Raw genomic sequence first — 26,452 nt, 5'->3', positions numbered from 1 at the left:
GCCCTCGATGATGAGAAAGGCACCTCCCGCCATGACCCCCCACCAGCCGCGCCGCCGCCCCGCCCGCCGCGCGATCCTCGCCGTGATCGCCGTCACCGGCCTCGCCCTCGGCACCACCGCCTGCTCGACGAACGGCGGCACCGGCTCGAGTGCCGCCGACGCCGACAGCATCTCCACCCTCAGCCTCTACACGGCCGACAGCCCGAGCGGGCGGTGGCTCGCGTCGATGGCTGAGAAGTTCGAGGCCGAGTCCGGCATCGCGGTGACGAACGAGTTCGTCGTCCAGACCGACCTGCCGACCACCTACGGCAAGAGCGTCGTCGCCGGCACCGAGCAGGACCTGGTCATGACGAACCTGGTCGGCGACCCCACCACCTGGCTGCAGAACGGCGCCACGGTCGACGTCACCTCGTACATCGACGACTGGGGCCTCGGCGACGTCTTCTCGGACAGCGCCCTCGGCTCCTGGACGAACAAGGACGGCCAGGTGCAGGCCTTCCCGCTCGAGGGCTACAACTGGCCCATGTGGTACAACATGGACCTCTTCGAGAAGGCCGGGATCGACAGCCCGCCCACCACCTGGGACGAGCTGATCGCCGACTCGAAGGCCCTCCGCGCCAGCGGCGTCCAGCCGTTCGTGGTCGGTGCCGCCGACTACCCGGCACCCGCCGTCGTGACGCTGGTGGCCCTCTCGCTCCTCAGCGAGGAGGACGTGACCGCGCTCTACGAGAGCGGCGACTGGTCCGGAGAAGCGGGTCAGAAGATCGTGAACGGGCTCATCGAGCTGCGCGACGCGGGCGTCTTCGCCGACGACTCCGCCGGGCTGAAGTACCCCGACCAGATCGCGTCCTTCGGCGCGGGCCAGGCGGCGATGCTCTTCGATGGGAGCTGGGGCTACAGCAACGCGCAGAGCTCGTTCCCCGACGCCGACATCCGGCTCGGCGGGTTCCCGCTCGCCGACGGCAGCCCGATCTCGAAGCCCGTCAGCTTCGCCGGGCAGTCGACCGGCGTCTGGGTCAGCCCCAACGGCCAGAAGAAGATCGACGCCGTCCAGAAGTACATCTCCTTTCTCTACCAGCCGGAGAACCTCGCGCAGTTCGTGGACATCGGCTTCGTCTCCCCGGCCCGCGACGGCTACCTGACCCTGGACGAGTCGGCCCTGCCGCCGCTCAACGTGGCCTCGCAGAAGGAGCTGCCCTCGACCACCACCGTCTACCAGCCGACCTACAACCTGCTCTCCCCGACCGTCACCTCCGCCTTCTTCCGCGCGAGCACGCAGGCCTTCGTGGCCGGCACCAGCGCCGAGCAGCTCACGCAGACCCTGGAGCAGGCGTGGCAGGCGCAGTAGCGGTCGCCGCCGTGCCGCGGGTGCGCAGCCCGCGGCGCGGCGGCCTCGGCCAGGTGCTCGAGGTCTCGCCGGCGCTGGCCTGGTACGGCGCGTTCATGGTGGTCCCGCTGGTCGCGATGATCGTGCTCAGCTTCTTCACCTGGAACAGCCTGGTCGCCACTCCGGTGTACAGCGGCTTCTCGAACTACGCCGGCCTCTTCCAGGACAGCATCCTGCGGGTCGCCGTGGTCAACACCGTCCTCTACGTCGGCGTCGGGCTCCTGCTGATCATCCCGCTCGGGTTCCTCCTCGGGTTCTTCCTCAGCCGCCGACCGCCGGGTCACGCGATCCTCTCCATCGTCTTCTTCACGCCGTGGATCGTCTCTGCGTCGGCCCGGGCGATGATGTTCACCGGCCTCTACCAGCCCCGAGGGGCGATCAACAGCGTCCTCTCCGCGGTCGGCCTGGGCGATCTCCAGCGGCTCTGGCTGGCCGATCCGTCCACCGCGCTCTGGGCCGTGATCGGCACGGAGGCGTGGGCCGGCATCGGCGCGACCGCCGTGATCTTCTCGGCCGCCCTCGGACGGATCCCCGACGAGGTCTACGAGGCGGCCCGCCTCGACGGGGCCGGCGTCGGTCGCGAGATCCTCTCGATCGCGCTGCCGATGTCGAAGGACTTCGTCGGCCTGATGACGATGCTGCAGTTCCTGTGGCTCTTCCTCGGCTCCGCGGGCACCGTGCTGCTCCTCACCAACGGCGGACCGGGCTCGAGCACGATGACCCTCGCCTTCTACCTCTACGACCAGGCCTTCGTCTCCGGCCGGATCGGCTACAGCCAGGCGATCGGCGTCGTGGGCCTGCTGGTCGGCCTCCTCGGGATGGGCATCATCCGCTTCGCCTTCCGCACCAAGGAGTGACCCCGTGCGCACCTCACGCCTCCGCAGCGCTCTCGGCTGGACCGCCGCCTACCTCCCGGTCCTCGTCTACGCCGCGCTCATCCTCGTCCCGCTCTACTACCTGCTGGTCAGCGCCTTCAAGACCACGAGCAGCATCGCGCTCGACCCGCTCGGGCTCCCCGGCGGCTTCTCGCTCGAGAAGTTCCTCGACGCGGACGCCGCCGTGCAGCTGTTCGCCGCCTCGGGGAACTCGCTCGCAGTGACGATCGGCGCGGTGCTGCTGACGATCCTCCTCGCCGCGCCGGCCGCCCACGGCATCGCCCGCCGCGCGACGCGGTTCTCGGCCGGAGCGCAGCTGGCGTTCGGGCTGGCGTTCCTCATCCCGCAGTTCGCCGTGCTCGTGCCGACGTACCTGCTGGCCGTCCGCACCGGGCTGATCGCCGTGCCGCTGGTGTTCCTGGTGCTGTTCTACGCCGCGATGAACGTGCCGCTCGCGGTGCTCCTGCTGATCCCCTTCTTCACCGCCGTCCCGAAGGAGATCGAGGAGTCGGCCGAGCTGGACGGAGCGGGGCTGGTGCAGCGGCTCCGGCACGTCCTGATGCCGATCGTCGCGCCGGGCCTCACGACGGTGGGGATCCTGTGCTTCCTGGCCGCGTGGAACGAGTACATCTTCGCCCAGGTGATCACCACGAACGCCTCCTACACGGTGCAGGTCGCTCTGCCGCTGCTGCGCAGCGAGGGCGCGTTCCAGGGGGCGGACGTCGACCTGGCACGCCTCGCGGCGGGCGTCCTGATCAGCGTGGTGCCGGTCTTCGTGCTCTACGCGATCCTCCGCGGCCGGCTGATCGACGCGTTCGCCGCGGGAGCGGTGAAGGGGTGACGCGCGCGGGACGGGCGAGGAGAATGCGGCGATGACGATGCGGGCGCGGATCCTGGCCGCGGTGCTGCGGCTGCCGGCCGCGACCGGGCGGGCGGAGGTCGCGCGCGGCGTCCGCCTCCCGATGCGCGACGGGGTCGAGCTGCTCGCGGACGTGTGGACGCCGGCGCCCGGCGGGGAGGCGTCGCGGGCCGCCGTGCTCGTGCGGACCCCGTACGACCGGCGCGGGCTCGACGCGATCGCCGAGCTCCTGGCGCGGAGGGGCCACCCGGTGGTGGTGCAGAACTGCCGCGGCACCTTCGGCTCGGGCGGCCGCTTCGTCCCCTTCCGCGACGAGGCGGCCGACGGCGCCGACACCCTCGGCATTCTGCGGGCGCGCGGCTGGGCGACGAGGCCCGTCGCCCTGATCGGCGCGAGCTACCTCGGGCACACCGCCCACGCCGTCGCCGCCGAGGCCGACGCCCTGGTGCTGGCGGTGACGGCCGCCGACTTCCGCTCCACGGTCATCCACCCCTCCGAGGTGTTCGCGCTCGAGACGGGGCTCATCTGGAGCGCCGGCCTGCTCACGCAGGAGCTGCCGCTGCTGCGCCGCACGCTCGCGCGCCTCGCGATCCTCCGGCGCATGCCGCGGGCGCTCCTGGCACGCGCGGAGGACGCCGACCGCCTCCTCCTCGGTCACCACTACCCGCCGTACCAGGACTGGGTGGAGCACGACGCGCCCGGCGACCCGTGGTGGGAGCCCGTCGACCACCGGCCGGGTCTGGGCGCGCTCGCTCCCTCCGTGCTGATCGGGGGCTGGTACGACCCGTTCCTGCTCGGGCTGCTCGAGGACCACCGCGCGCTGGTGGCGGCCGACCGGCCGACGCGGCTCGTGATCGGGTCGTGGACGCACGGCTCGCCCGGCGTCCTCGCCGCGCTGCTCCGGGAGTCGATGCGCCTCCTCGGCCCGGAGGCGGCCCCGGCGTCGTCGCCGGTGACCGTGCACGACCGGGGCGCGAGGCGCTGGGCGGACCTCGCGAGCTGGCCGCCCGCCACCCGGCAGCGCGCCCTCGCCCTCGACGGCGGCGGCCGCCTGACCGCGCGGCCGACGGGGAGCACTCGAGTGCAGTGGCGCGTCGATCCGCTCGACCCTCCGCCTCCCGCCGGCGGCCGGACGCTCACCCCCGACTTCGCCGGCCGCCGCGGTCAGCGCATCCGCGAGCGGCGGGCCGACGTCGCCGTCTTCTCGACGCTCCCGCTCCGGCGAGCGGTCGTCCTCGCCGGAGCGCCCTCCGTGACCCTCCGCGTGCTCGCCGACGGTCCGGAGGAGTGGTCCGTGCGCCTCTGCGACGTCGACCGGCTCGGCGTCTCGCGCAACCTCTGCGACGGCTACCTGCGTCCGACCGGAGCCGGCGGGGAGCGGACGCTGAGCATCCCGCTGTCGCCCCTCGCGCACACGGTCCGGCGCGGCCACCGGCTTCGTCTTCAGATCACCGGTTCGGGTTATCCCGTCCATCCCGCGCTCGCCGCCGACAGCGGGAGCCGCACGGTGCTCTCCGGCCCCGGCGCGCGCAGCGAGCTGCTGCTCCCGGTCCTCGAGGGCGGCTGGGAGGCCGCGCACGCGGAAGCGCACCGCCCCCGGAGAGACGGTGCGCTTCTGCGGCGAATCAGACCGCGACGAGCCAGGTGAGCTGCGAGTGCGGCTCGACGATCAGCGGGCCGAGCTCCCTGTTGAACTCGGCTCCGTAGTCGGCCGAGATGTGCGCCTGGAAGGCGTCCTCGTCGCGGTAGACCTCGTAGACGAAGAACCGGGCCGGATCGTCCTCCCGCCGGTAGGGCGTGAACTCGACATTGCCCGGCTCCCGGCGGACCAGGACGGCGAGGTCGGCGATCATGCCGGCGACCGTCTCCTCGTGACCGGGCTTCGCGGTGAACTCGGCGTAGAGGATGCGAGCGCTCATGCCGTCGCCGCCCCGGTCATGATCGCGACCGCATCGGTCATCGAGTGCGACTGCGGGGTGATCGTCGCGGCCTTCTTGCCGAGGCGCTGGATGTGGATCCGGTCGGCCACGTCGAACACGTGCGGCATGTTGTGGCTGATCAGGATGACCGGGATGCCGCGGTCGCGCAGATTGCGCACGAGCTGCAGCACCTGGTTCGACTCGCGGACTCCGAGGGCGGCGGTCGGCTCGTCGAGGACGACGACCTTCGAGCCGAACGCGGCGGCGCGGGCGACGGCCACGGCCTGGCGCTGTCCTCCGGAGAGGTTCTCGACCGGGACCGTGACGTCCTGGAGGGTCGAGATGCCCAGCTCGGTCAGCTCGGCGCGCGCCTCCTTGCGCATGCCGGCGGTGTCGAGCATCCGGAAGACGGAGCCGAGGATCCCCTTCTTGCGCTTCTCGCGGCCGAGGTAGAGGTTCGAGGCGACGTCGAGCGCCGGGGAGACGGCGAGGTTCTGGTAGACCGTCTCGATGCCGGCGCCGCGGGCGTCCTGAGGGCGCTTGAAGGTCACCGGCTGCCCGTCGAGGAGGATCTCGCCCTCGTCGGGGATCTCGGCGCCGGTGAGGCACTTGATCAGCGTCGACTTCCCGGCGCCGTTGTCGCCGATGATGGCGAGGACCTCGCCGGGGTAGAGCTCGAGGCTGACGCCGTCGAGCCCGACCACGCGGCCGAAGGTCTTGACGAGGCGCTTGGCCTGCAGGACGGGGGTGCGGGCGGCGGCGGGAGCGGTGCCCGCGGCGTCGATGAGGGTCACTTGCGAACCTTCCGGATCCACTGGTCGACCGAGACGGCGACGATGATGAGGACGCCGACAGCGAGCGTCTGGTAGAGGACGTCGAGCCCGGCGAGCGAGAGCCCGTTGCGGAAGACGCCGACGATGAGGGCGCCGAGGAGCGTGCCCCAGACCGTGCCGCGCCCGCCGAAGAGGCTGGTGCCGCCGATGACGACCGCGGTGATGGAGTCGAGGTTGAGGTCGGCTCCGGCGTTCGGGCTCGCCGCGTTGGTGCGGCCGATCTGGATCCACGCGCCGATGGCGAGGATCGCGCCGGCGGCGAGGTAGACGCTCATCAGGACGCGGTTCACGCTGATGCCGGCCAGGCGGGCGGCCTCCTTGTCGTCGCCCACCGCGTAGACGTGGCGGCCCCAGGCGGTCTTGCCGAGGATGAACGCGATCACGATGTAGACGAGGAGCATCAGCAGGACGCCGTAGCTGATGCGGACGCCGAGGATGTCGAAGGTGCCGCCGGTGGAGGGCAGCAGAGCCGGCATGTCGGTGCCGCGGACCGTCGAGCCGCTCGAGTAGAGGAGCGTGAGCGCGACGAAGATGTTGAGCGTGCCGAGCGTGACGATGAACGGGGGGAGCCGGAGCTTCGTCACGAGCAGGCCGTTGAAGGCGCCCGCTGCGAGGCCGACGATCAGGCCCAGGAGCAGGGCGACGACCGCCGGGAGCCCGTTCTCGGTCGCGGTCTGCGCGATGACCATCGAGGTGAGGACCATGACCGCGCCGACCGAGAGGTCGATGCCGGCGGTGAGGATGATCAGCGTCTGCGCGACGGCGAGGGTGCCGACCACCGCGACCTGCTGCGTGATGAGCGAGAGGTTCGACGGGTCGAGGAAGCGGTCGTTCAGGAGCCCGAAGACGATGACGGCCAGGACGAGGACGACCGCCGGGCTGACGGCCGGATAGCGGTGCAGGACTCCGCGGACGCGGTCCAGCGGCGTGCGGCGGTCGAGGAACTCGCTCGCGAGGTCGAGTGCGGAGGTCGGCGGATTCGGGTCGGTGGTCTTCTGAGCCACGATGGCCTTTCTGGAGTCGCTGGGAGCGGGAGGAGGAGGGCGGGGCGCCGGAGCGCCCCGCCCGCGGTGGGCTACTCGCCCCAGCAGATCCCGGCGGCGTCGTCGGAGGTGATGCTGTCGAGGCCGTCGACGGGGGTGTCGGTCACCAGCTGCGAGCCGGTGTCGAAGAAGTCAAGGCCCTCGCTGGTGCTGGGCTTGGTGCCGTCCTCGGCGAGCTGGGCGATCGCCTCGACGCCGAGCTGGGCCATCTTCACCGGGTACTGCTGCGCGGTGGCGCCGATGAGACCCTCCTTGACGTTCTTCACGCCGGCGCAGCCGCCGTCGATCGAGACGAGCAGGACGTCCTTCTCCTTGCCCGCGGCCTGGAGGGCCTGGTACGCGCCGTAGGCGGCGGGCTCGTTGATCGTGTAGACGACGTTCACGTCGGGGTTCTTGGACAGGAGCGTCTCCATGGCGGTGCGGCCGCCGTCCTCGGCGCCCTGGGTGGCCTCGTTGCCGACGATCTCGTAGTCGCCGCCGCTGTAGCTGCCGGTCTTCGCCTCGTCGCCGTTGGTCTGGTCGTCGGCGACGTCGATCCCCATGCCGGTGAGGAAGCCCTGGTCGCGGTTGTAGTCGACCGAGACGACCTTGTCGTCGAAGAGGTCGAGCATCGCGATGGTCGCCTTCTTCCCGTCGAGCTGCGCGGCGGTCCACTCGCCGATGGCCTCGCCGGCCTTGAAGTTGTCGGTGGCGAAGGTGATGTCGACGGCGTCCGCGGGGTCGGGCGCCGTGTCGAGGGCGATGACGAAGAGACCGGCGTCGCGCGCCTTCTGGATGGCGTCGACGACCGAGGGGCCGTTCGGGGTGATCAGGATGCCCTTGTCGCCCTTCGAGATCGCGTTCTCGATGGCCTGGATCTGGGTGTCCTCGTCGCCGTCCTCCTTGCCTGCGGCGAGCGTGAGGTTCACGCCGGCGGAGGTGGCCGCCTCCTTGGCGCCGTCCTCCATCGCGACGAAGAAGGGGTTCGTCGTCGTCTTGACGATGAGGGTGACGCCGACGCCGTCTCCGCTGCCGGCGGTGGAGCCGGCGTCGGACGAGCCGGGGCCGGAGCTGGAGCAGGCGGTCATGCCCAGGGCCGCGAGGATCGCGACGGAGCCGAGGCCGATGTACCGGGTGAGGCGAGGGGAACGGTTCGTCATTGAAAGTCCTGTTCATAGGGCGGGAGCAGCCTCCCGACAACGATGTCAGAGGTAGGTCTATCGGGTCGGTGACGCTAAGGTCAAGCGATCCTCCAGAAAGCGAGACCCGACCGTGACATCGTTGTCAGATCGAAGCGGCGCCGGTGCAGGCCGCCGTCCGACCATGAAGCACGTCGCCGCTCTGGCCGGAGTGGGCATCAAGACGGTCTCCCGGGTCATCAACGGCGAGCCGAACGTGTCGGCCGCCACGATCGAGCGGGTGCAGGCCGCCGCCTCGCAGCTGCAGTACCAGCCGGATCTGCACGCCGGGAACCTCCGCCGCTCCAACGGGCGCACGAACACGCTCGGACTGCTGGTGGGCAGCGTGGCGAACCCCTTCTCGGGTGCTCTCCACCGTGCCGTCGAGGATCTCGCGAACGAGCGCGGGGTCGCGGTCTTCGCCTCGAGCCTCGATGACGACCCCGCCCGTGAGCGCTCCTCGGTGAACGCCTTCGTCTCGCGGCGCGTCGACGGGCTCATCCTGACCACGGTCGCGCCGAGCCAGGCCTACCTGGGCGTCGAGGTCGACCGCGGCACGCCTGCGGTGTTCGTCGACCGCGTCCCCTCGGGGATCACGGCGGACGCGGTGATCACCGACAACGCCGCCGGCATCGCCCGCGCAGTGGGGCACCTCGCCTCCTTCGGGCATCGCCGCATCGCGTTCCTGGGCGACCGGCCCGAGATCTTCACCGCGCAGGAGCGGGAGCGCGGCTTCCTCGAGGAGATGAGCCGGCTCGGCCTGCCGGTGCCGCCCGCGTACGTGCGCCACGGCGCCCACGACGAGCACGCGGCGGAGGAGATGGCGACCGCTCTGCTCGACCTCGAGGTGCCGCCGACCGCCATCGTCGGCGGGCAGAACCTGATCACGATCGGCGTGCTCGCCGCGCTCCGCCGTCGTGGCGCGCACGGAAGGGTCGCCCTGATCGGCTTCGACGACATCCCCCTGGCGGAGCTCCTCGAGCCCGCCGTCTCGGTGATCGCGCAGAACCCCGCGGTCATCGGGCGGACGGCCGCCGAGCGGGTGTTCCTCCGCCTCGACGGCGAGGACGAGCCGGCGCAGACGTTCGTGATCCCCACCGAGCTGATCGCCCGCGGCTCCGGCGAGGTGCCCTGCCCCGACTGAGAGGCGGTGGGACGGGATCTGATCTTTCTCGCAGACCGCTCTTGAATTGTCCGGAGGACAGTCCGTAGATTGCCCAGCAATTGACAACGTTGTCACTCGTGACACGCGCAACGAAGGGCGTTCTTCCGTGCTTTCTCCTCATCGCTCGCTCCCACGGCGCAGCGGCCTGGTGGCCGTCGCCGCCGCGCTCTGCCTCGTCGGCGGCGGGCTCTCCGTCCCCGCTGTCTCCGCCGCTCCGCTCGACGCGGCAGCGGAGACCTACCGTCCGGCGATCCACTACTCGCCGACGAAGAACTGGATGAACGACCCGAACGGGCTCGTGTACTACGAGGGGGTCTACCACCTCTACTACCAGTACAACCCGCAGGGGACGCGCTGGGGGAACATGAGCTGGGGCCACGCCACCAGCACCGACCTCACGCACTGGACCGAGCAGCCGCTCGCGATCCCGGGCGATGCGGAGTCGGACATCTTCTCCGGCTCGATCGTCGTGGACAAGGACAACACCTCCGGATTCGGAACCGCCGAGAACCCGCCCCTGGTGGCGATGTACACGGCCGCGTACAAGACGGGGGAGCAGGCGCAGGCGCTCGCGTACAGCACCGACGCCGGGCAGACGTGGACGAAGTACGAGGGCAACCCGGTCATCGACCGTGACCAGAACGACTTCCGCGACCCGCACGTGTTCTGGTACGACGGCGGCACTCCGGAATCCTCCTACTGGGTGGTCGTCACCGTGGAGGCCGACGACCACAAGGTCCTCCTCCACAAGTCGACGGACCTCAAGAACTGGACCGAGCTCAGCGAGTTCGGCCCGGCCAACGCGACCGGAGGCGTCTGGGAGTGCCCGGACCTGTTCCCGCTGGCGGTCGACGGCGACCCGTCGAACATCAAGTGGGTCATGGTCGTCAACCTCAACCCGGGGGCGGTGGGCGGCGGCTCCGGCGGCCAGTACTTCGTCGGCGACTTCGACGGCACCACCTTCACCTCCGAGTCGACCGTCGGCTCCGACACCCTCCCCGAGGGCACGACCCTCGCCGGGTTCGACGACGGGACGTACAACGGCTGGACCGTGGACAACGAGCCCGGCAACGGGAAGAACGGGCCCTTCGGCTCCGCCCCCGCCACCGGTCCGATCGACGGCCAGCAGACCGTCACCGGCTTCTCGGGGACGGGACTGATCAACGGCTTCAACGACGGCGACTGGCCGGTCGGCTCGATGGAGTCGCCCGCCTTCACGGTGGACCAGGACCACCTGAACTTCCTCGTCGGCGGCGGCAACCACCCGCACGTCGACGGCACGCAGCTCGCCAACGACCCGCCCGCCGGGAGCGAGCTGCTCTTCGAGGGCTTCGAGTTCCCGGACCAGCAGGGCCTCGCGGACAACGGCTGGGCAGTGACCGGCGACCTCGTCGGCGGCACCAACCCCTCGACCAGCGGCGGCGAGTTCTTCCTCGGCCAGAAGCGGATCAACACCTTCGACGGCGGACCGAAGGGCGACGACAACCTCGGCACCCTGACCTCGCCGGAGTTCACGATCGACAAGAGCCACCTGAGCATGCTCGTCGGCGGAGGCTTCCGCCCCGAGGGAGACGCCCAGACCCTCGAGGTGCAGCTCGTCGTCGACGGCGAGGTCGTGCAGACCACCGCCGGCACGAACGACGGCGCCCTGAACTGGAAGAGCTGGGACGTCTCGGCCTACCAGGGGAAGGCGGCGCGGATCGTCGTCGTGGACGACGCGACCGGCGGCTGGGGTCACCTGACGGTCGACCACATCGTGCTCGCCGACGCTCCGGCCCAGGTCCGCTCCAACGAGACGAGCGTGAACCTCGTCGTCGACGGGGAGATCGTCCGCACTGCGACCGGCAGCGACAGCGAGACGCTGGACTGGAAGAGCTGGGACGTCGCGGACCTCGCCGGCCGCACGGCGCACCTGCAGGTCGTCGACAACAACCGCGCCGGCTGGGGCCACATCCTCGCCGACCAGTTCATGCTCGCCCACGAGCCCGCGCAGAGCCGCCTCGTCGACTACGACTGGCTCGACTGGGGCCGCGACTACTACGCAGGGGTCACCTTCGACAACGCGCCCGACGACAAGCGGATCATGATCGCGTGGATGAACAACTGGCAGTACGGCGAGGCCATCCCGACCGGGACCTGGCGAGGAGCGATGGCCCTCCCGCGTGAGCTCTCCCTCGAGACCGTCGACGGCGCCCCGAAGCTCGTGCAGAAGGTCGTCGATCAGACCGCGGCCCTCGAGCGCGGCGACGAGGCGTTCACGCTGGGCGCCACGGACATCGCCGACGGTGAGACCGCACTCCCGGCTGCCGCCGAGGGCAGCGTCTACAAGCTCGACGCCGTCTTCAGCGCCGGGGACGCGGACTCCTTCGGCCTCTCGGTCCGCAACTCCGCCGACGGCTCCCAGCGCACGCCGATCACCTATGACGTCGCGTCCGGTCAGCTGAGCGTCGACCGCACCCGCTCGGGCGACGTCGGCTTCGACGCCGACTTCCCGTCGGTCGAGACCGCACCCGTGGCGCTCGACGACGGCGAGCTGCACCTCGAGCTCTACGTCGATCACGCCTCCGTCGAGACGTTCGCGCAGGGCGGCCGCGCGACGATCACCGATCAGGTCTTCCCCGACCCGAGCAGCACGGGAGTCTCGCTCCTCTCCTCCGGAGGGACGGCGCGCCTCGAGAGCCTGACGGTCACACCGCTCACTCCGTCGATGTTCACCGATCCGGCGGCGGTCGCCTCGCTGACCCCCGCGGGCGCGGCGCAGACCGTCGAGACCGGAGCGGCGATCACCGGCCTCGGAGTCACCGCAGCGAACGCGGCCGGCGAGCCGGTGGCGGGCGCGGACGTCGCGTACACGATCGAGGGTCCGGCCCGCTTCGCCGACGGAGGCACGACCGCCGCCGCGACGACCGGCGCCGACGGCTCCGCTCCGCTCCCCGCGGCCACGGCGGGCCCCGGCACGGGTGCCGTCTCGATCACCGCGGTCTCGGGAGGCGTCAGCCGGCTCCTCCCCGTCGTCACCGTCGTCGCCCCGGCGACCCGGGTCGACGTCGACGTGACGATCACCGGCGTGAAGCGCGGCGGCTCGGTCGTGCTGACCGCCACCGCGACCAACGAGGGGAGCACGCCGGTCCGTCTCAGCATCCCGACGGCCTTCGGTGAGCTGAAGGTCGCTTCGCTGGCGGCGGGCCGCACGAAGACGGTCTCGGTCGACACGCACCTCTCGCGGGTGCCGTCGGGCTCGTTCCGCGTGACGGCGACCGCCCCGGACGGGACCCGGGAGACCTTCCGGGTGGCGTACCGCGGCACCGGCAAGTAGCGGCGAGGAGGGGCGGCGGCTCCGGGCTGGACCCGGGGCTGCCGCCCCTTTCCCGCGCCCGCTGCCGGCCGACGGACGAGCCTGTCGCGCGAACGGGACTCCGATGCGTCACGAGCGGTCGTCACGCGCGCCCGGAAGCGACCGTTCGTGACGCCTCGATCGCGAGCCGCGGAACGTGTGCGGGGAACGCCGGACGGAGAGGGGCCGTCAGGCGAGCGGCTCGCGGTCGCGCGTCAGCGGGGCCGCCCGCAGCGCCCGCATGTAGATCCCGTACCGCCGCAGCTGGCCGGCCGACGCCGCCGCGCGTCCGGGGCGCAGGCCGGACAGCCGGTACACCAGCATCCGCGACGCCATCCCCGCGAGCACGACCGCCCGCCAGACCTGCTGCTGCAGGTCCGAGCGCGCCATCCGCCAGCCGTAGAGGTCGAAGAGGTTGACGATCCAGGCGGTGCCGACGCGGCCGTCGACGTCGCTCGAGGAGCCGCCCATCGCGTGCAGGGCGTGCAGGCGCGGATCCAGGACCACGCGCAGGCCCTCGGCGCGCAGGCGGAGGCAGATCTCGACGTCCTCGGCGTACATGAACCAGCGGTCGGTGAGTCCGCCGACGCGGTCCCAGACGGCCAGCGGGATCATCAGGCAGCCGCCGCTCACCCAGTCGACGTCGCGCGGGCGGCCGTGCAGGTCGGCGGCGAACAGGTAGTGGCCCTCGAAGGAGGGGAAGCGCCGGCCGAGGCGCGAGAGGCCGGTCTGGTGCAGGAGCATCCGGCGGACCGTGGGGGCGTGGCCGGCGGCGACGATCACGACGTCCTCGCCCTCGTTCTCGAGGAGAGGGGAGACGGCGCCGATCGTCGGATCGCTGTCGAGAAGTGACGCGAGCGAGCCGACGACCTCCGCCGAGATCTGCGCGTCCGGGTTCAGCAGCAGCAGGTGCCGGCCGGTGGCGTGGGCGGCGCCGAGGTTGACGGCCCGCGAGAATCCGGCGTTCTCGGTGTTCTCGACGACATGGACGTCCGGGTACTCGGCGCGCAGCACGGCGACCGTCTCGTCGCGCGAGAGGTTGTCGACCACCAGGATCTCGACGCTCTCGTCGCGGCCGGCGAGCGCGTCGAGGCAGGAGCGGATGACGCCGATGCTGTTGTAGGTGACGATCACGATCGACACGGACGGCCCGCTCACGGCAGCACCGCCACCATCGCGGCGCGCAGCCGGGCGACCACGGCGTCCCAGCTGTAGTACTCGAGCACCGGAGCCGGATCGAGCGGCTCCGGCGGGTCGGCGACGAGCTCGCGGATCGACGCCGCGATCGCCGGCACGTCGCGCGGATCGACCAGGCGGGCGTGCTCGCCGAGGATCTCGCGGAACACGGGGATGTCGCTGGCGAGGATCGGCGTGCGGCAGGCCAGGGCCTCGAGGGTCGGCAGGCCGAAGCCCTCGTCGAGGGTGAGGAAGAGGAACAGTGCGGCGTTCTCATAGAGCCAGCGGAGCTCCTCGGTCTCGATCCGCCCGAGCAGGCGCACTGAGCCGTCGTCGAGCGCGGCGCGCACGGCCGGAGGGAACTCGGTTCGGACGCCCGAGGCCTCGCCGACGACGAGGAGCGGGAAGGAGGGGGAGAGCACTCCCGAGGCGAGAGCGGCCTCGATCGTGGTCGCGAGGTTCTTGCGCGCGTTGAGGCGGCCGACGGCGAGGAGGAAGCCGTCGAGGCCGTCGACGCCGGCGGGCGCCACGGGCTCCGCGGCGGCGAACGCCCGGTTGAGGCCGAGTCCGACGGGCACCGCGCTCGTCGCGGCGGAGGTGCGGACGATGCGGCGCGACTCCGCGACGCTGCTCGCGATCACCACGTCGGCGCGGCGGACGCTGAGCGGCATGAGCGAGAAGTAGGCGCGCTCCCTCCGCGTGAACCACTCCGGATTCGTGAGGAAGAGGAAGTCCTGGATGAACACCGCGGACCGCCCCGTCAGGGGGGTGAAGTTGTGCGCCAGTGTGATGTCCGGACGCAGTCGGAGAGAGAGCAGAGAGAGTTCGATAACGGCGCTGATCCCCTGCGGCCGGAGTCTTGTCGGCACTACTCGGGCGAGTCCCGCTAACTCCCGTCTCGCCGTCTCCACCCCCGTCAGGGGGACGGCAATGACAAGGGAATCCTCAGGAAAGAGTCGCGCCCAGGAGAAGGTGATCTCTCGCATGACCTCACGGTTGGAGATCGGGCCGCGAATCCACCAATTACCATCGAGCAGGACCCGTAGGGATCCTCGGTGCGAACCTGTGCCGGGCATTCGACCCCTGTCTGGGAATGGGTTCTCATGGATGTCCCGACTGTAGCGAACGGACTCCTGCACCGGACGCCCACGAGTACCGGCCCGAGGGTCGCCGCACCGAGGAGAGGGCCCCATGAGAGCTCGACGCCGCACTGCACTCGTCCGCTGGGCCGTCGCCGCGCTGGGGGCGGTCGTGGTGCTCAACGCGGTCGTCGTCGCCCAGACGCAGGTGGGCTTGGACGCGACCGCCGACTTCCTGAGCTCGGTCACGGCGCTGACCAACATCCTCTCGATCGCCGCCTTCGCGATCGCGGGCCGGAGCGCCTGGCGATCCGCGCGATCCGGGGGCAGGAGGAGTGCTGCGGCACCGGGGGAGTCGCGGGCCGTCACCGCGATGCGCACCCTCAACACCGCCACGCTGCTGAGCATGTCGGGCCTGTTCCTGGTGATCTACGGGCCCGCCGTGCTCGGCGACCCGGCCCAGCTGAACCCGAGCACGGTGGTCCTGCACGTGCTCGTGCCGGCGCTCGCGCTGGTCGAGCTGCTCGCCGTCCCGGGCGCCCGCCCGGTCGACCTCCGGCTGGTCTGGGCGGTGATGGTGTTCCCCGTCCTGTGGTTCGCCTACACCTTCGTCCGGGGCGCTCTCACGTCGCGCTACGTGTACGAGTTCCTCGACCCGGAGCTCTCCGGCGGGGAGCGGATCATCGTCGGGATGACCGTCCTGATCCTCTCGATCTTCTTCCTGATGGGTGTCGCGATCCTGTCCCTCCAGCGGTGGCGAACGGCGGTCCGTTCGCCGCTAGTATGAGCGCGAATACCCGCCTTCGGGGGTGTGGCAACACCGTCGGACAACTGCTGTGCACCGTCGCATCGCCTGGTATTGCGACAGCAGAGTTTCGTCGGGTGCGCCCCTTTCTCACGGCGCCGCACAACAAAGGGAGAACCGGGACATGGGCAGGTCGGTCGCCATTATCGGCACGCGGGGCTATCCCAGTTACTACGGGGGATTCGAGACAGCCGTCCGACGTCTCGCGCCATACCTGGCGGAGCAGGGATGGGAGGTCACGGTCTACGGAAGGCCGGGCACCACGGCCCTGCAGGACCCGGACCGCGACGAGCGGGTGATCACCCGGCAGACGCGGGGCGTCGAGAGCAAGTCGCTCAGCACCCTCTCCTACGGACTCACGGCCGCTCTCGACGCGGCGAAGCGCAAGCCCGACGTCGCCCTGGTGCTCAACTGCGCCAACGGCTTCTGGCTGCCGATCCTCAAGCAGCGCGGCATCCCCACCGTCGTCAACGTCGACGGCATCGAGTGGGACCGCGCCAAGTGGGGCCGCTTCGCGAAGTTCGTCTTCCACCAGGGCGCGGTCTGGACCGCCCGCCACGGCGACCGCATGGTCTACGACGCCGCGGCGATCGAGACGCGCTGGAAGCGGGAGTTCGGCCGCGACGGCGACGTCATCCCCTACGGCGGCGACGTCCCCCCGGAGCACCCGGTCGAGCCGGGGCTCACCCACCGCGGCTACGCGCTGATCGTGGCGCGCTTCGTCCCCGAGAACACGGTGCCCGAGTTCATCGAGGCGGCCGAGCGGATCGCGCGGACCCACGACGTGGTCGTCGTCGGCTCCTCCGGCTACGGCGGTCCGATCGACCAGGCGGTCAGCGCCCTCGCGCAGCAGAACGCGCGGGTGCACTGGTTCGGGCACGTCAGCGACGACACCCGGCTCCACTCCCTCTGGCAGCACGCCGGGGCCTACTTCCACGGGCACAGCGTCGGCGGCACCAACCCGGCTCTCGTGCAGGCGATGGCCTGCGGGGCTCCGGTCGTCGCCCGCGACACCGTCTTCAACCGCGAGGTGCTCCAGGAGGCGGGGCGCTTCGTCGCTCCGACCCCGGACGCGATCGCCGAGGGCGTGCTCGCCGTGCTGAACGACCCGATCGAGCAGGAGCGGCTCTCGTACCGCGGGCACCTGCGGGCCGTGCACTCCTACTCCTGGGCCGAGGTGAACGCCGGCTACGAGCGCTCGCTGCTCAGCGTCATCGCCGAGCGGGCCTCCGCGGGAGCGAGCAGGAGCCGGGCGTGAGGGCCCCGCGCGACCTCGGCTATGACGACCTCCTCATCAGCTACCACGTCGGCCCGCTGACGGGCGTGACCGCGGAGCGTGTGCGCACCGCGCTGCGCGACCTCCTCCTCTCGCCCCGCGGCGCCGTGCTCCTGCGGCGCCGCACCCGCCTCCGCGGGTGGCGCCGGATCGACGTGGCCGCCGCCCTCGACGCGGCCGAGCGCGCCGTGCGGGTCGTCGACGGCCCGCTCGAGCGCGAGGACCTGGCGCACCGACTGCTGGCGCCGCAGTTCGCGCCGGGCGAGCTGCCGGTCCGGATCCTGTTCGACGGCGCGACGGTCGGCTTCACCCTCCCGCACAGCCTCTTCGACGGCACCGGAGCGACCGCGGTCGTCGCGCTCGTGATCGAGAAGCTGGGCGTCCCGGGGGCCGACGGCACCGCTCCGAAGCCGCTCGCCGCCGCTCCGCTGCGCGAGATCGTGGAGCGCTTCGAGCTCACCGGTCTCGCCGGCGCCAGGAGGGCCCGCGACACCTTCCGCACCCTGACCGCCGCGACCGGCACCGGCTACCAGCTCGACGCGACCCTCTCGAAGGAGGAGTCGGACCGCCGCGCGCGCCTGGTGACCGCGGTGCTCGGCCCCGAGACTCTGCGGGCGATCGCCGCGACCCCGGAGCAGGCGCGCGACGGCCGGCGCCCCGCCCGCCCGCCGGTGTCGCTCAAGACCGCGAGCCTCGTGCTCCGCTGCCTGCAGGACTGCGCCGCCGACGGCCTCGACTTCCGCGTCGTCGTCCCGGCCGACGCGCGCCGCTGGGTCGCGAAGGGCACCGAGGTCGGCGGCAACCTCTCGCCCTCCCTCCCGCTCGGCCGCCTCCGCGCCGACGACTGGTCCGCGACCTCGCTCCTCGAGCGGCTGTCCGCGGCCACCAGGTCGGGCCTCCCCGCGACCTGGCTGCTCGCGAGCGCGCTGCTGAGCATCAAGACCCTCGTGCAGCACCCGCTGGCACCCCTGCGCCCGCCGCGCGGGACGCCCCGCGTGCCGTGGGAGATCCACGTCTCCCTCCCCTCCACCGAGGTGCCCGTCCCGGAGGAGCTGCTGCCGCGGATCGCGCCGGACACCATGGTCGGCGGGATGCCCGCCCACCTGCGCTTCCCGCTCGGCGTCTGGGTCGAGATCGCGCCGCTGCGCGACAGCCTGCACCTGACCGTCCACGACGAGACCGGCACCTTCGCTCTCGACGGCTTCGAGGAGCGGCTGCTCGCCGCCGTCGGCGCCCGGGCCGCGGAGGCCTCGTGAGCGGGCTGGTGCGCCTCCTGAACTCCCCGATCACCATGCTCGCGAGCCGCCTCTCGGTGGCGGCGCTCGGGCTGGTCAGCGCCCCGCTCATCGCGCAGGCCCTCGGCCCGAGCGGACGCGGCGAGACGGCCGCGGCCCTCGCCTCGATGTACCTGATCCCGATCGTGCTCGCGCTCGGGATGCCCCTCGAGATCCGCCGGCGCGTGCTCGCCGCGGCGGGCGACCTCGGCGCGGTGCGCACTGCCCGGCGGCTCGCGCTGCTGACCGCGATCCCGGCGGCACTGGTCGCCTGGCTGCTCACCTCGACCCTCCTCTCGGCGCTCGACGAGGCGGCCACGATCGCGGTGTTCGTCGCGATCACCGGCACCCCGCTCATGGTCTGCTGGATGATCGACATCGGCGTCGTCGGGGCGCAGCGCCGCTTCGGAGCGGTCGCGCTGCTCCAGGCCACGCAGCCGCTGGTCTACGTCGGCGGGATCGTGGTGCTGTTCCTCCTCGACTCGATCACCGTCTCGGGCGTGATCTGGTCGAACTTCGCCGGCTCCGTGATGACCGCGCTGATCGGCTCGCTGCTCAACCGACCCCGCGGAGCCGCTCCGGCGCCCTGGCGGCCGCTCGTCCGCGGCTCCGTCACCTTCTACGGCGCGCAGGCCTCGGACGCCGCGTACCAGCGCCTCGACCAGGTGATCATGCTGCCGCTGATCGGCTCGCACCAGGCCGGTCTCTACTCGGTCGCCGTGACGATCGGCACGCTGCCCGTGTTCCTCGCGCACGCGGTCGCCGCTCCGGTCTTCTCGGACATCAGCCGGACGGAGGGGGGCGCCCGCGTCACCGCGACCGGCGACGCGCTGCGCTCGGCCTTCGCGGTCGGCCTGGCCTCGGCCGTGTTCCTCGCCGTCGTCACCCCCTGGGGCGTGCCGTTCCTCTTCGGCGACGAGTTCGCGGAGGCGATGCCCGCGGTCTTCTTCGCGATCCTCGGCTCCGTCTTCGTGGTCGTCACCGTCAGCGCCGGTGAGGTGCTCTCGGCGCGCAACCGCGGCATCAGCCTCACCGTCGCGCAGGGCGCCGGGCTGATCACCTGCCTCGTGCTCCTGTTCGCCTTCGGCCCGGCGAACGGCGCGATCGCCGCCGCCATCGCCAACGCGAGCGGGATCCTGATGGCGCTGGTGGTGATGGTGCTCGCGATCCGGCCCCCGGCGCGGACCATCGTCCCGCGGCCCTCCGACGTGCCGCTGGTCCTCCGCCGCCTCACGATGCGGGGCGGCGCGGCATGACCCGCACCGCGGCGCCGCTGCCCCGGGCCGGCTCCCGCACGGTCGCCCGCGGACCGGTGCGCACCCGCCGCACGCTCCGCGCCCTCCTCGGCCGTGACGGGCTCGGCCTGCCGTGGCTGGGCGTCCTGCTGCTGGTCTTCGCCCTCCCCGCGAACGGAGTCGCCTCCGCGTTCCTGCCGGGCGCCTCGGCGACCGCGTTCGGCGCGATCAAGGACGCCACGATCCTCGGGCTCTTCCTGCTCGTGCTGGTCAGCGGGCGGATCAAGCGGGTGCCGGTGCCGATCGTCGTGCTGGTGCTGATGATCGTCGGCCTCGGCGCCGTCTCGGCCGTGTGGACCGAGAACCCGATCCAGGCCGCGTACGGCTGGCGCAACGACTTCCTGCCGTTCCTCGCGCTCATCGTGGTGCCCGCGGTGCTCGAGAAGCGCCACCTCGGAATCCTCGCGACCGCGTTCGTCGTCGCGCTGCAGCTCTCGTCGATCACGACGATCCTCACCTGGAACCAGGGGCTCGACTGGCTGTTCACCCTCGGGGTGTTCCCGCTGGCTCCCGGGACGCCGTTCCCCTCCTCCCTCTTCGTCGCCGGCAGCATCGTGCCCCGCGGCTTCAGCCCCTACAGCGCCCCGAACGAGAGCGCCGTCGCCGTCACGATCGCGCTCGCCGTGCTGTGGACCCGCCCCCGATGGCCGCTGTGGCTGAAGGGCGCTCTGACGCTCCTGCCGCTGGTGGCCGTCTACCTGACGCAGTCCCGGAGCGGCTACATCGGCCTGGCGATGCTCGCGGTGACCCTGGTGGCCTGGGCGCTGTTCCGCGCGAAGCCGATGCTGGTGTGGGCGATGCTCACCGTGACCACGGCCGCGGCCGTCGGCGGAGTCACGCTCTACCTCTACATCGACAAGGTGATCTCGCACGTCGCCGACCCGTCGCTGATCGGCCACAGCGACAGCCTGCTCGAGAACATCCCGCTGCTCGTCGCGCACCCGTTCGGCTTCGGCCTCGGCAAGGTCGGCCCGCGCGCGCAGCTGTACTCGACCGACAGCGTCCTCGTCGAGAGCTTCTTCCTCGTGCTCGCGATCGAGTCGGGGATCATCGTGATGCTGCTGTTCGCGGCGCTGCTGGTGTACCTGTTCCTCCGCGGGCTGCGCGCGCCGACCCTCGACGGCTTCCTGCCCACGGCCGTGGTCGCGGGCACGCTGGTCAGCTACACGGTGCTGCCGACGCTCCAGGAGGGTCCGGTGGCGTACACGCTCTGGATCGTCTGCGGCATGGGCGTCGTGGCGGGGCGGGCCGAGCAGGCGGTGCGCGCGGGCACCGCCCGGGTCCGCGAGCCCTCACCCTCGCGCAACGCCGCCCACCTCGACGGGCCGCGCGCCGGCACCGGGGCCCACGTCGTCACTCCCCGCGGGGAGGGGCGCCGGCACCGGCTGCAGCGCGCCCGGGTCTCAGGCGGACGCCGTCGCCGCGGCGGTGACGACCGTGCTGCGGGGAGCCTGCGCGACCACGGTCCCGAGGACGTCGCCCCCGACGTCCCGTAGCCGGTCGGCCGCGGCGACGAGGTCGGCCGAGGACGAGACCCCGGCGCCCGCGACGAGGACGGTCGTGGCGACCATCTTGCCCAGCAGCACCGCGTCGGTGGCCGAGAGGATCGCGGGGGAGTCGACGATCACGTGGTCGTAGCGGCGCGAGAGGTGCGCGATCACGCGCTCCATCGCGGGGGTGCCGATCAGGTCGCTCGGGTTCGCCTGGCTGCCGCCGGCCGTGAGCACCGTGACGCCCTGCGCGCTGACGGGCAGTGACCCGTCGGCGGGCAGGGTGCCGGTGCGGAGCAGGTCGGCGAGGGTCGGTCCGCCCGTGGGGACGCGGAAGACCGTCGACTGCGCCGGGTCGCGCAGGTCGGCGTCGATCAGCACCACGGTGCGGCCGATCTGGGCGATCGAGACGGCGAGGTTCGCGGCCACCGTGCTCTTGCCGTCGCCCTCGCGGGCGGAGGTGACGAGCAGGGTGCGCTCGTGGGTGCCGGAGCCGAAGAGGAGCGTCGTGCGCAGCATCCGGAACGACTCGGCGACGGCGCTGCGGCCGTCCACGACGAGGGGGGAGCGGCGGACGGCCGTGTCGAAGGGGATCGACTCGAGCACCGGCAGGGTGGTGCCGGCGGCGACGTCCTTCGCCGAGCGGATGCGGGAGTCGCCGAGCGAGCGCAGCACGACGACACCGACGCCGAGGATGAGGCCGGTCGCTCCGCCGAGCACGAGGTAGACGAGCAGGTCGGGGCTGAGCGGCGAGCCCGGCACGGACGCCGCCTCGAGCACCTTCACGTCGACCCGGCTCGCGCCGCCCGTGACGGGGCGCTCGATCTGCGCGACGTAGCTGCGCAGGCTCTCGGCGACCGCGTCGGCGATCCGCGCGGCCTGCTGGGCGTCGGCGTCGACCACGTCGATGCTCATGATGACCGTGCCGGGGAGCGCGGCCGGCGTGACCTCGCCCGCCAGGTCGCCGACGGTCATGTCGAGTCCGAGGTCGTCGATGACGGGCTGCAGCACCGAGCTCGAGTCGACCAGCGCGACGTAGGAGGCCACCCGGGCCTCGGCGCTGGTGAAGGACGCGCCGACCTCGGCGCTGGACTGGTTGTCGGCGGTCGCGACGGAGACGAACACGGTCGTCTGCGCCCGGTACTCCGACTCCGACGCCATGGTCGCCACGGAGGCGGCCGCGAGGCCGAGGGCGACGAAGATCGAGATGACGAGCCAGCCCCGGCGGAGAAGACGTCCGTACTCGCGAATTCCCACAGTGCCGTCCTTGTCGAGGAGGGACCCGGCGGACCGGATCGAGACGATGAGCGTGCTGGTGTCGATCCTGGCAGAACCGCGCCGCGTGTCATCGGCGCCGGGCCGAGCCGGCACCCCCGGACAGGCGCGGGAGAGGGCCAGCGGCGGGATCGGGGGGTCAGGGCTGTCGGGCCCCGCCCGATCGGCGTCGCGAGACGACGGACGGCCACTCGTCCGGAGCGCCTCCGCTCCCGTCACGGGCCGCTCCCCGGCCGCGCCTACTTCTTGTAGCTCCTGGTGACGGTGTTGTTCGCGGGGGTGGGGTCGCCGATCGCGGTGGAGCTCTTGGCGGTGATCGTCGACGTGCCCGCCCGGGGGGTGAGGACGACGGTCCGGGTGGTGCTCTGCCCGGCTCCGAGGGTGGGGATCTTCCAGGTGAGGACGGTCGTCCCGGCGATCCTGCCGGGGGTGCGGGTGGCGCCTCCGGTGTCGGTGACGCTGGTGGGGACGATCATCTGGATGACGGTGGATCCGGTGTCGCGGGTGCCGACATTGGTGACGGTGGCGGTCGCGGTGAGGGTCTTCCCGGTGATCCTCGTGGCGGTGGGGGTGAGGGCGACCTTGAGGTCGGCGCGGCTGCCCGGGACGACCTTGACGATGCGGGTGGCGGCCGCGGCGGCCCAGGCGCGGTCACCGGCCTGAGCGGCGGTGACGGTGCAGGCGCTGGTCCCGGTGAGGGTGACGGTGCCCGCCGAGGTGACGGTGCACGGGCCCGTGGCGGTGTAGGTCACCGCGAGTCCGGAGGAGGCTCGCGCGGCGAGGGAGTAGGCGACTCCGGTGGCGGGGGTCGCCGAGGTGTTCGCGGTGAACGCGACGGTCTGCGGCTTCTTCTGGATCGACGCGGCGGTCACCACGAGGGTGCGGGTCGCCTGCGGGGCGGCGTTCCGGTCGGCGTCGCCGGCCTGATCCAGGGTGAGCACGCAGTCTCCCGGAGCGGCGAAGGTCACGGTGCCGTTCGCGACGGTGCAGGCCGCGGAGGCGGTCCCGAGGACGATCGGGGCGCTCGACGCGCCGCCGGTGACGGTCGGAGTCCACGTTCCTCCGACGACCGCCGCGGGAGCGGTGGAGGTGAAGGCGACCGTCTGCGCAGCCCTGCCGATCGTGAAGGCGCGGTCGGCGCGAGCAGCGGCGTGCGCAGCGTCGCCGGCCTGCTCGAGGGTCAGGGTGCAGGTGCCGGCGTGGTCGTAGGAGACCGAGCCCCCGGAGACCGAGCAGGCCCCCGAGGCGGTGAGGCGGGGATCCGCGGAGGAGGGGCCTCGGACGATCACCGGCGTGGACGATCCGCCGACGACCGCGTCGCCCGGAGCCTCGCCGCCGAACGAGACGGACCCGGCGGCCAGGCCCACCGCGATGGTCTGCGAGACCTGCGGAGCGGCGAGATGACCGGAGTCCCCGGCCTGATCGGCCGTGACGGTGCAGGTGCCGGCGCCTCCGAAGGTGACGACGCCGTCCGTCAGGGTGCAGGCGCCCGAGGCGGCGAGCACGACCGGCTGCTCGGACGCGCCGCCCGTCGCGGCGGGCGTGTAGGTGCCGCCCGGGACGGCGGGGGAGGGGGGAGTGGAGGTGAAGGCGATCGTCTGGGCCGGAAGGGTCACCTGAACGGTGCCGGCGACGTTCGGAGCCTGCTGATAGGTGGAGTCGCCCTGCTGGAACGCGTAGTACGAGCAGGTGCCGACAGCGGTGAGGAGGATGTCGACGGAGCCCGGATCGACCCGGGTCGTGCGGCAGGCGTCGTACGCGACGGCGAAGGCGGGCAGGCCCGAGCTCGTGGTCATCGTGAGGGTGACGGTGTCGCCGACGGCTCCGGTCGTGGGAGGGGTCGAGGCGAGGGTGATCGTCTGGGGTCCCTTCCGCACCGTGAAGGTGGACGACCGCTGCAGAGCGGGCGCGTAGTCCGCGTTCCCGAGCTGGTCGGCGGTGACGACGCACTCCTCGCCGACCTCGGTGAAGGTCACCACGCCGTCGGCGATGGTGCAGCCGCCGGTCGCGCCGTAGGTCGTGGGGAGCCCCGACGTGGCTGTCGCGACGGGGGAGAAGGTGGCGGAGCGCGCGGTGTCGATGCCGTGCGGGTAGTCGTAGACGATGCTCTGCGGGAGGCGGTCGACGGTGAACGATCCGGTGCGCTGCGGCGCGGGGAGGTAGAGCTCCGAGCCCTCCTGGTCGAAGTGGATGGTGCAGGTGCCCGGGCGGAGGTTGCGCACGGAGGTGCCGCCGATGATCGAGCAGACCTCCGGGGTCGTGCTCGTGACCGTGACCGGCAGACCGCTGCCGGCACTGGCGCGGAGGTCGGCGTCCTCATCCGTCGTGAGAGCGCTCGTGGGGAGGCGGAAGTCGATGCTCTGCGCCTTCCGCACCACCTCCTCCACCGGCTTCGCGACCACCGTGAAGCTCGTCTCGACCGCCGGGGCCGCCGCGTAGCGCTGGTCGCCGGGCTGGCCGGCGCGGACGACGCAGGTCCCCGCGGCGACGCCCGCGAACACGGACCGGCTCAGTCCCTCGAAGAGGAACGGAGTGCCGTCGAGCCGGCAGACCTCCGGCGTCGTGGTCGTGAAGTCCACCGGGAGACCCGAGGTGGACGTCGCGGTCACCGAGTAGGAGCCGGTCGAGTACGCGTAGCCCGCCAGAGCGAACGCGACCGACTGGGACCTGGGCGAGAGAGTCCTGGTGCGGACGACGTCCGGAGCCGCGGTCCAGCCCGTGCCCCCGGCCTGGGAGGCGGTGATGGAGCAGAGCCCGCCGACCCGGCCGACCGCGCGTCCCGCGGTCACCGTGCACACGTCAGGAGTGGTGCTGACGTAGGTCACCGGCAGACCCGAGGACGCGGTGGCCTGCAGGACGAGGTCCCGACCGTCGGTGTCGAGGCCGGTCAGCTCCGGGAACGCGATCGTCTGCCCGGTCTGCGCGGTGAGGGTGAAGGTCGAGCGCGTGATCGGTGTCCGTGCGTAGACGACGGGATCCCGGTTGTACCCGTTGAATCCGGTGTAGAGCGCGCGGATCTCGTGGCTCCCGCGCGCGAATCCCTCCGGGACCTCGATGCTCACGGTCTCGGACGTCTCCGCACCGGTCAGCGCGACGGTGCCGAGCGGTCGCTGCGTCTGGCCGGTGAACTCGGTGAACGAGATCGATCCTCCGCCGATCTGGTCCGGCTTCCTCGTGTAGCCGGTGTCGACGTCCCGGTACGAGTTCTTCGAGAGAGTGGCGGTGAGGGTCGTGGGGACGTCGATCGCGGTCGTCGACGCGCTCACCGTCATGGTGGCGTCGGGGAGCCAGGCGACCAGTGCGTCGCCGACCTTGTAGGGGCTGAGCCCGGGATCGGCGATCGGCCAGCTCCCTCCGCCTCCGCCTCCGCCGCCGGCTGCTCCCAGGTTCGTGTAGATGAACTCGCCGCCGCCCGCTCCGCCTCCGCCGCCGCCCGCCGATCCGGCGCCGCCCTGTCCGCCGCTGGCGTAGACGTCGCCCGAGGCCCGCGCGCCTGCTCCGCCGAAGCCGTGAGGGTCGGCGCCCAGGCCGTCCCAGAACATGTGCCCGGTCCCGCCGCTCGCCTCCGAGCCGAACGTCGGGACGGCATCGAGGAAGCCGCCGAGGTAGGCGGTGTCGCCACCGCTGCCGCCGGTCCCCGGGGTGTCGATCGTCGCGCCGCCGCCGCCGCCCCCGGGGAAGCCGCCGGTGCCGTGGCCCGCTTCGCCCGGCCGGCCGGCGGCACCGCCGTCGGAGCCGTCGTACAGGATGGTCGCGTTCGATCCGCTTCCTCCGCCCGCGGCGACGGCGATGACATCGCCGCCGACGGGGTCGCAGTTCTCGTCGGGTTCGCTGAAGGACACCCACTTGGCGTCCCCACCCCCCTCGAAGCCCCCGCTCCGGAGGCTTCCCCAGTAGATCGTCTGACCGGGCGTCACCTTCACGTCGTAGAGCGTGAAAGCCGCGCCGGCGCCGCCGGTGCCCCCGGTGTTCCCCACGCTGTCGAAGTCCTGACCGTCGGCTCCTCGGTTGCCCCGGGCGGTGACGTCGGCGGTGTGGACGTTCGCAGGCACAGTGAACCTGCCGTCCGTCGTGCACGCGTCGTAGAACCGATTGGCGGAGGCGGGGGGTGCGCCGACCAGCGCGCCCACGGCGACTCCCACCACGGCACCGACCGCCGGGCCGACTGCGGCGCCCACCGTTGCTCCGTCCCCGATGCCCACGACCGCGC

Annotated in this window: 19 protein-coding genes; 11 read left to right on the top strand and 8 right to left on the bottom strand. The window is 72.1% G+C overall.

Annotated features, from left to right (window positions below; all coding sequences use genetic code 11):
- Positions 1 to 31 precede the first annotated feature (31 nt).
- The 4 genes from C5C10_RS01955 to C5C10_RS01940 are packed head-to-tail and all read left to right on the top strand — an operon-like array spanning position 32 to position 4,769.
- Entirely contained in the window at positions 32 to 1,348 is a 1,317-nt protein-coding gene (locus tag C5C10_RS01955; protein ID WP_104328389.1) for an ABC transporter substrate-binding protein, read from the top strand.
- On the top strand, positions 1,333 to 2,244 hold the full coding sequence (locus C5C10_RS01950; protein WP_146079653.1) for a carbohydrate ABC transporter permease: 912 nt from the start codon (positions 1,333 to 1,335) through the stop codon (positions 2,242 to 2,244). The genes C5C10_RS01955 and C5C10_RS01950 overlap by 16 nt, the downstream gene beginning before the upstream one ends.
- A 4-nt stretch (positions 2,245 to 2,248) precedes the next feature.
- The gene (locus C5C10_RS01945) at positions 2,249 to 3,103 is read left to right on the top strand and encodes a carbohydrate ABC transporter permease (RefSeq protein ID WP_104238954.1); all 855 of its coding nucleotides are present in this window, start codon (positions 2,249 to 2,251) and stop codon (positions 3,101 to 3,103) included.
- Positions 3,104 to 3,134: 31 nt separating this feature from the next.
- Positions 3,135 to 4,769, top strand: a complete 1,635-nt coding sequence (locus tag C5C10_RS01940; protein ID WP_104328388.1) for a CocE/NonD family hydrolase — start codon at positions 3,135 to 3,137, stop codon at positions 4,767 to 4,769.
- Here C5C10_RS01940 and C5C10_RS01935 read toward each other — a convergent pair.
- The 4 genes from C5C10_RS01935 to C5C10_RS01920 form a co-directional block, all read right to left on the bottom strand.
- Positions 4,747 to 5,040 (bottom strand): putative quinol monooxygenase, encoded by a 294-nt coding sequence (locus C5C10_RS01935; RefSeq protein WP_104250283.1) that lies wholly within the window; start codon positions 5,038 to 5,040, stop codon positions 4,747 to 4,749. The genes C5C10_RS01940 and C5C10_RS01935 overlap by 23 nt on opposite strands.
- Positions 5,037 to 5,834: an ATP-binding cassette domain-containing protein gene (locus C5C10_RS01930; protein ID WP_104238957.1), complete on the bottom strand. Its 798-nt coding sequence runs from the start codon at positions 5,832 to 5,834 to the stop codon at positions 5,037 to 5,039. The genes C5C10_RS01935 and C5C10_RS01930 overlap by 4 nt, the downstream gene beginning before the upstream one ends.
- Positions 5,831 to 6,877 (bottom strand): ABC transporter permease, encoded by a 1,047-nt coding sequence (locus C5C10_RS01925; RefSeq protein WP_104256431.1) that lies wholly within the window; start codon positions 6,875 to 6,877, stop codon positions 5,831 to 5,833. Before C5C10_RS01925 ends, C5C10_RS01930 begins: the two co-directional genes overlap by 4 nt.
- Before the next feature lie 71 nt (positions 6,878 to 6,948).
- Positions 6,949 to 8,055 (bottom strand): substrate-binding domain-containing protein, encoded by a 1,107-nt coding sequence (locus C5C10_RS01920; protein WP_104238959.1) that lies wholly within the window; start codon positions 8,053 to 8,055, stop codon positions 6,949 to 6,951.
- 163 nt (positions 8,056 to 8,218) lie between these two features.
- On the opposite strand from C5C10_RS01920, the gene C5C10_RS01915 reads away from it, so the two are divergent.
- Together C5C10_RS01915 and C5C10_RS01910 are read left to right on the top strand one after the other, a co-directional pair.
- On the top strand, positions 8,219 to 9,217 hold the full coding sequence (locus C5C10_RS01915; protein WP_104256432.1) for a LacI family DNA-binding transcriptional regulator: 999 nt from the start codon (positions 8,219 to 8,221) through the stop codon (positions 9,215 to 9,217).
- 127 nt (positions 9,218 to 9,344) lie between these two features.
- Entirely contained in the window at positions 9,345 to 12,554 is a 3,210-nt protein-coding gene (locus tag C5C10_RS01910; RefSeq protein ID WP_258060354.1) for a GH32 C-terminal domain-containing protein, read from the top strand.
- Positions 12,555 to 12,761: 207 nt separating this feature from the next.
- Here the strand turns inward: C5C10_RS01910 and C5C10_RS01905 are convergent, their stop codons facing one another.
- Positions 12,762 to 13,715, bottom strand: a complete 954-nt coding sequence (locus tag C5C10_RS01905; RefSeq protein WP_181073367.1) for a glycosyltransferase family 2 protein — start codon at positions 13,713 to 13,715, stop codon at positions 12,762 to 12,764.
- Between the two features lie 11 nt (positions 13,716 to 13,726).
- Entirely contained in the window at positions 13,727 to 14,494 is a 768-nt protein-coding gene (locus tag C5C10_RS17695; protein ID WP_181073366.1) for a glycosyltransferase family 1 protein, read from the bottom strand.
- 445 nt (positions 14,495 to 14,939) lie between these two features.
- On the opposite strand from C5C10_RS17695, the gene C5C10_RS17690 reads away from it, so the two are divergent.
- The 5 genes from C5C10_RS17690 to C5C10_RS01875 all read left to right on the top strand — a co-directional run bounded on the left by C5C10_RS17690 (position 14,940) and on the right by C5C10_RS01875 (position 20,973).
- A complete protein-coding gene (locus C5C10_RS17690; RefSeq protein ID WP_181073365.1) occupies positions 14,940 to 15,614 on the top strand; it encodes a Pr6Pr family membrane protein in 675 nt (224 codons plus the stop codon).
- A gap of 142 nt (positions 15,615 to 15,756) precedes the next feature.
- Entirely contained in the window at positions 15,757 to 16,890 is a 1,134-nt protein-coding gene (locus C5C10_RS01890) for a glycosyltransferase (protein WP_104282774.1), read from the top strand.
- Complete coding sequence (locus tag C5C10_RS01885; protein ID WP_104328385.1) at positions 16,887 to 18,164, top strand: hypothetical protein; 1,278 nt, start codon at positions 16,887 to 16,889, stop codon at positions 18,162 to 18,164. Before C5C10_RS01890 ends, C5C10_RS01885 begins: the two co-directional genes overlap by 4 nt.
- On the top strand, positions 18,161 to 19,438 hold the full coding sequence (locus C5C10_RS01880) for a lipopolysaccharide biosynthesis protein (protein ID WP_104328384.1): 1,278 nt from the start codon (positions 18,161 to 18,163) through the stop codon (positions 19,436 to 19,438). The genes C5C10_RS01885 and C5C10_RS01880 overlap by 4 nt, the downstream gene beginning before the upstream one ends.
- Entirely contained in the window at positions 19,435 to 20,973 is a 1,539-nt protein-coding gene (locus C5C10_RS01875; RefSeq protein ID WP_104328383.1) for an O-antigen ligase, read from the top strand. Before C5C10_RS01880 ends, C5C10_RS01875 begins: the two co-directional genes overlap by 4 nt.
- On the opposite strand, the gene C5C10_RS01870 is transcribed toward C5C10_RS01875, so the two are convergent.
- On the bottom strand, positions 20,881 to 22,224 hold the full coding sequence (locus C5C10_RS01870) for a polysaccharide biosynthesis tyrosine autokinase (protein ID WP_146082086.1): 1,344 nt from the start codon (positions 22,222 to 22,224) through the stop codon (positions 20,881 to 20,883). The genes C5C10_RS01875 and C5C10_RS01870 overlap by 93 nt on opposite strands.
- 257 nt (positions 22,225 to 22,481) lie before the next feature.
- Positions 22,482 to 26,420 carry a DUF11 domain-containing protein gene (locus C5C10_RS18340; protein WP_181073364.1) on the bottom strand — a complete coding sequence of 1,313 codons (3,939 nt, stop codon included), beginning with the start codon at positions 26,418 to 26,420 and terminating at the stop codon, positions 22,482 to 22,484.
- Positions 26,421 to 26,452 lie beyond the last annotated feature (32 nt).

The sequence above is a fragment of the Rathayibacter sp. AY1A3 genome, from assembly GCF_002930975.1.
GTDB lineage: Bacteria > Actinomycetota > Actinomycetes > Actinomycetales > Microbacteriaceae > Rathayibacter.
This window is presented reverse-complemented; position numbering and strand designations above follow the sequence as displayed.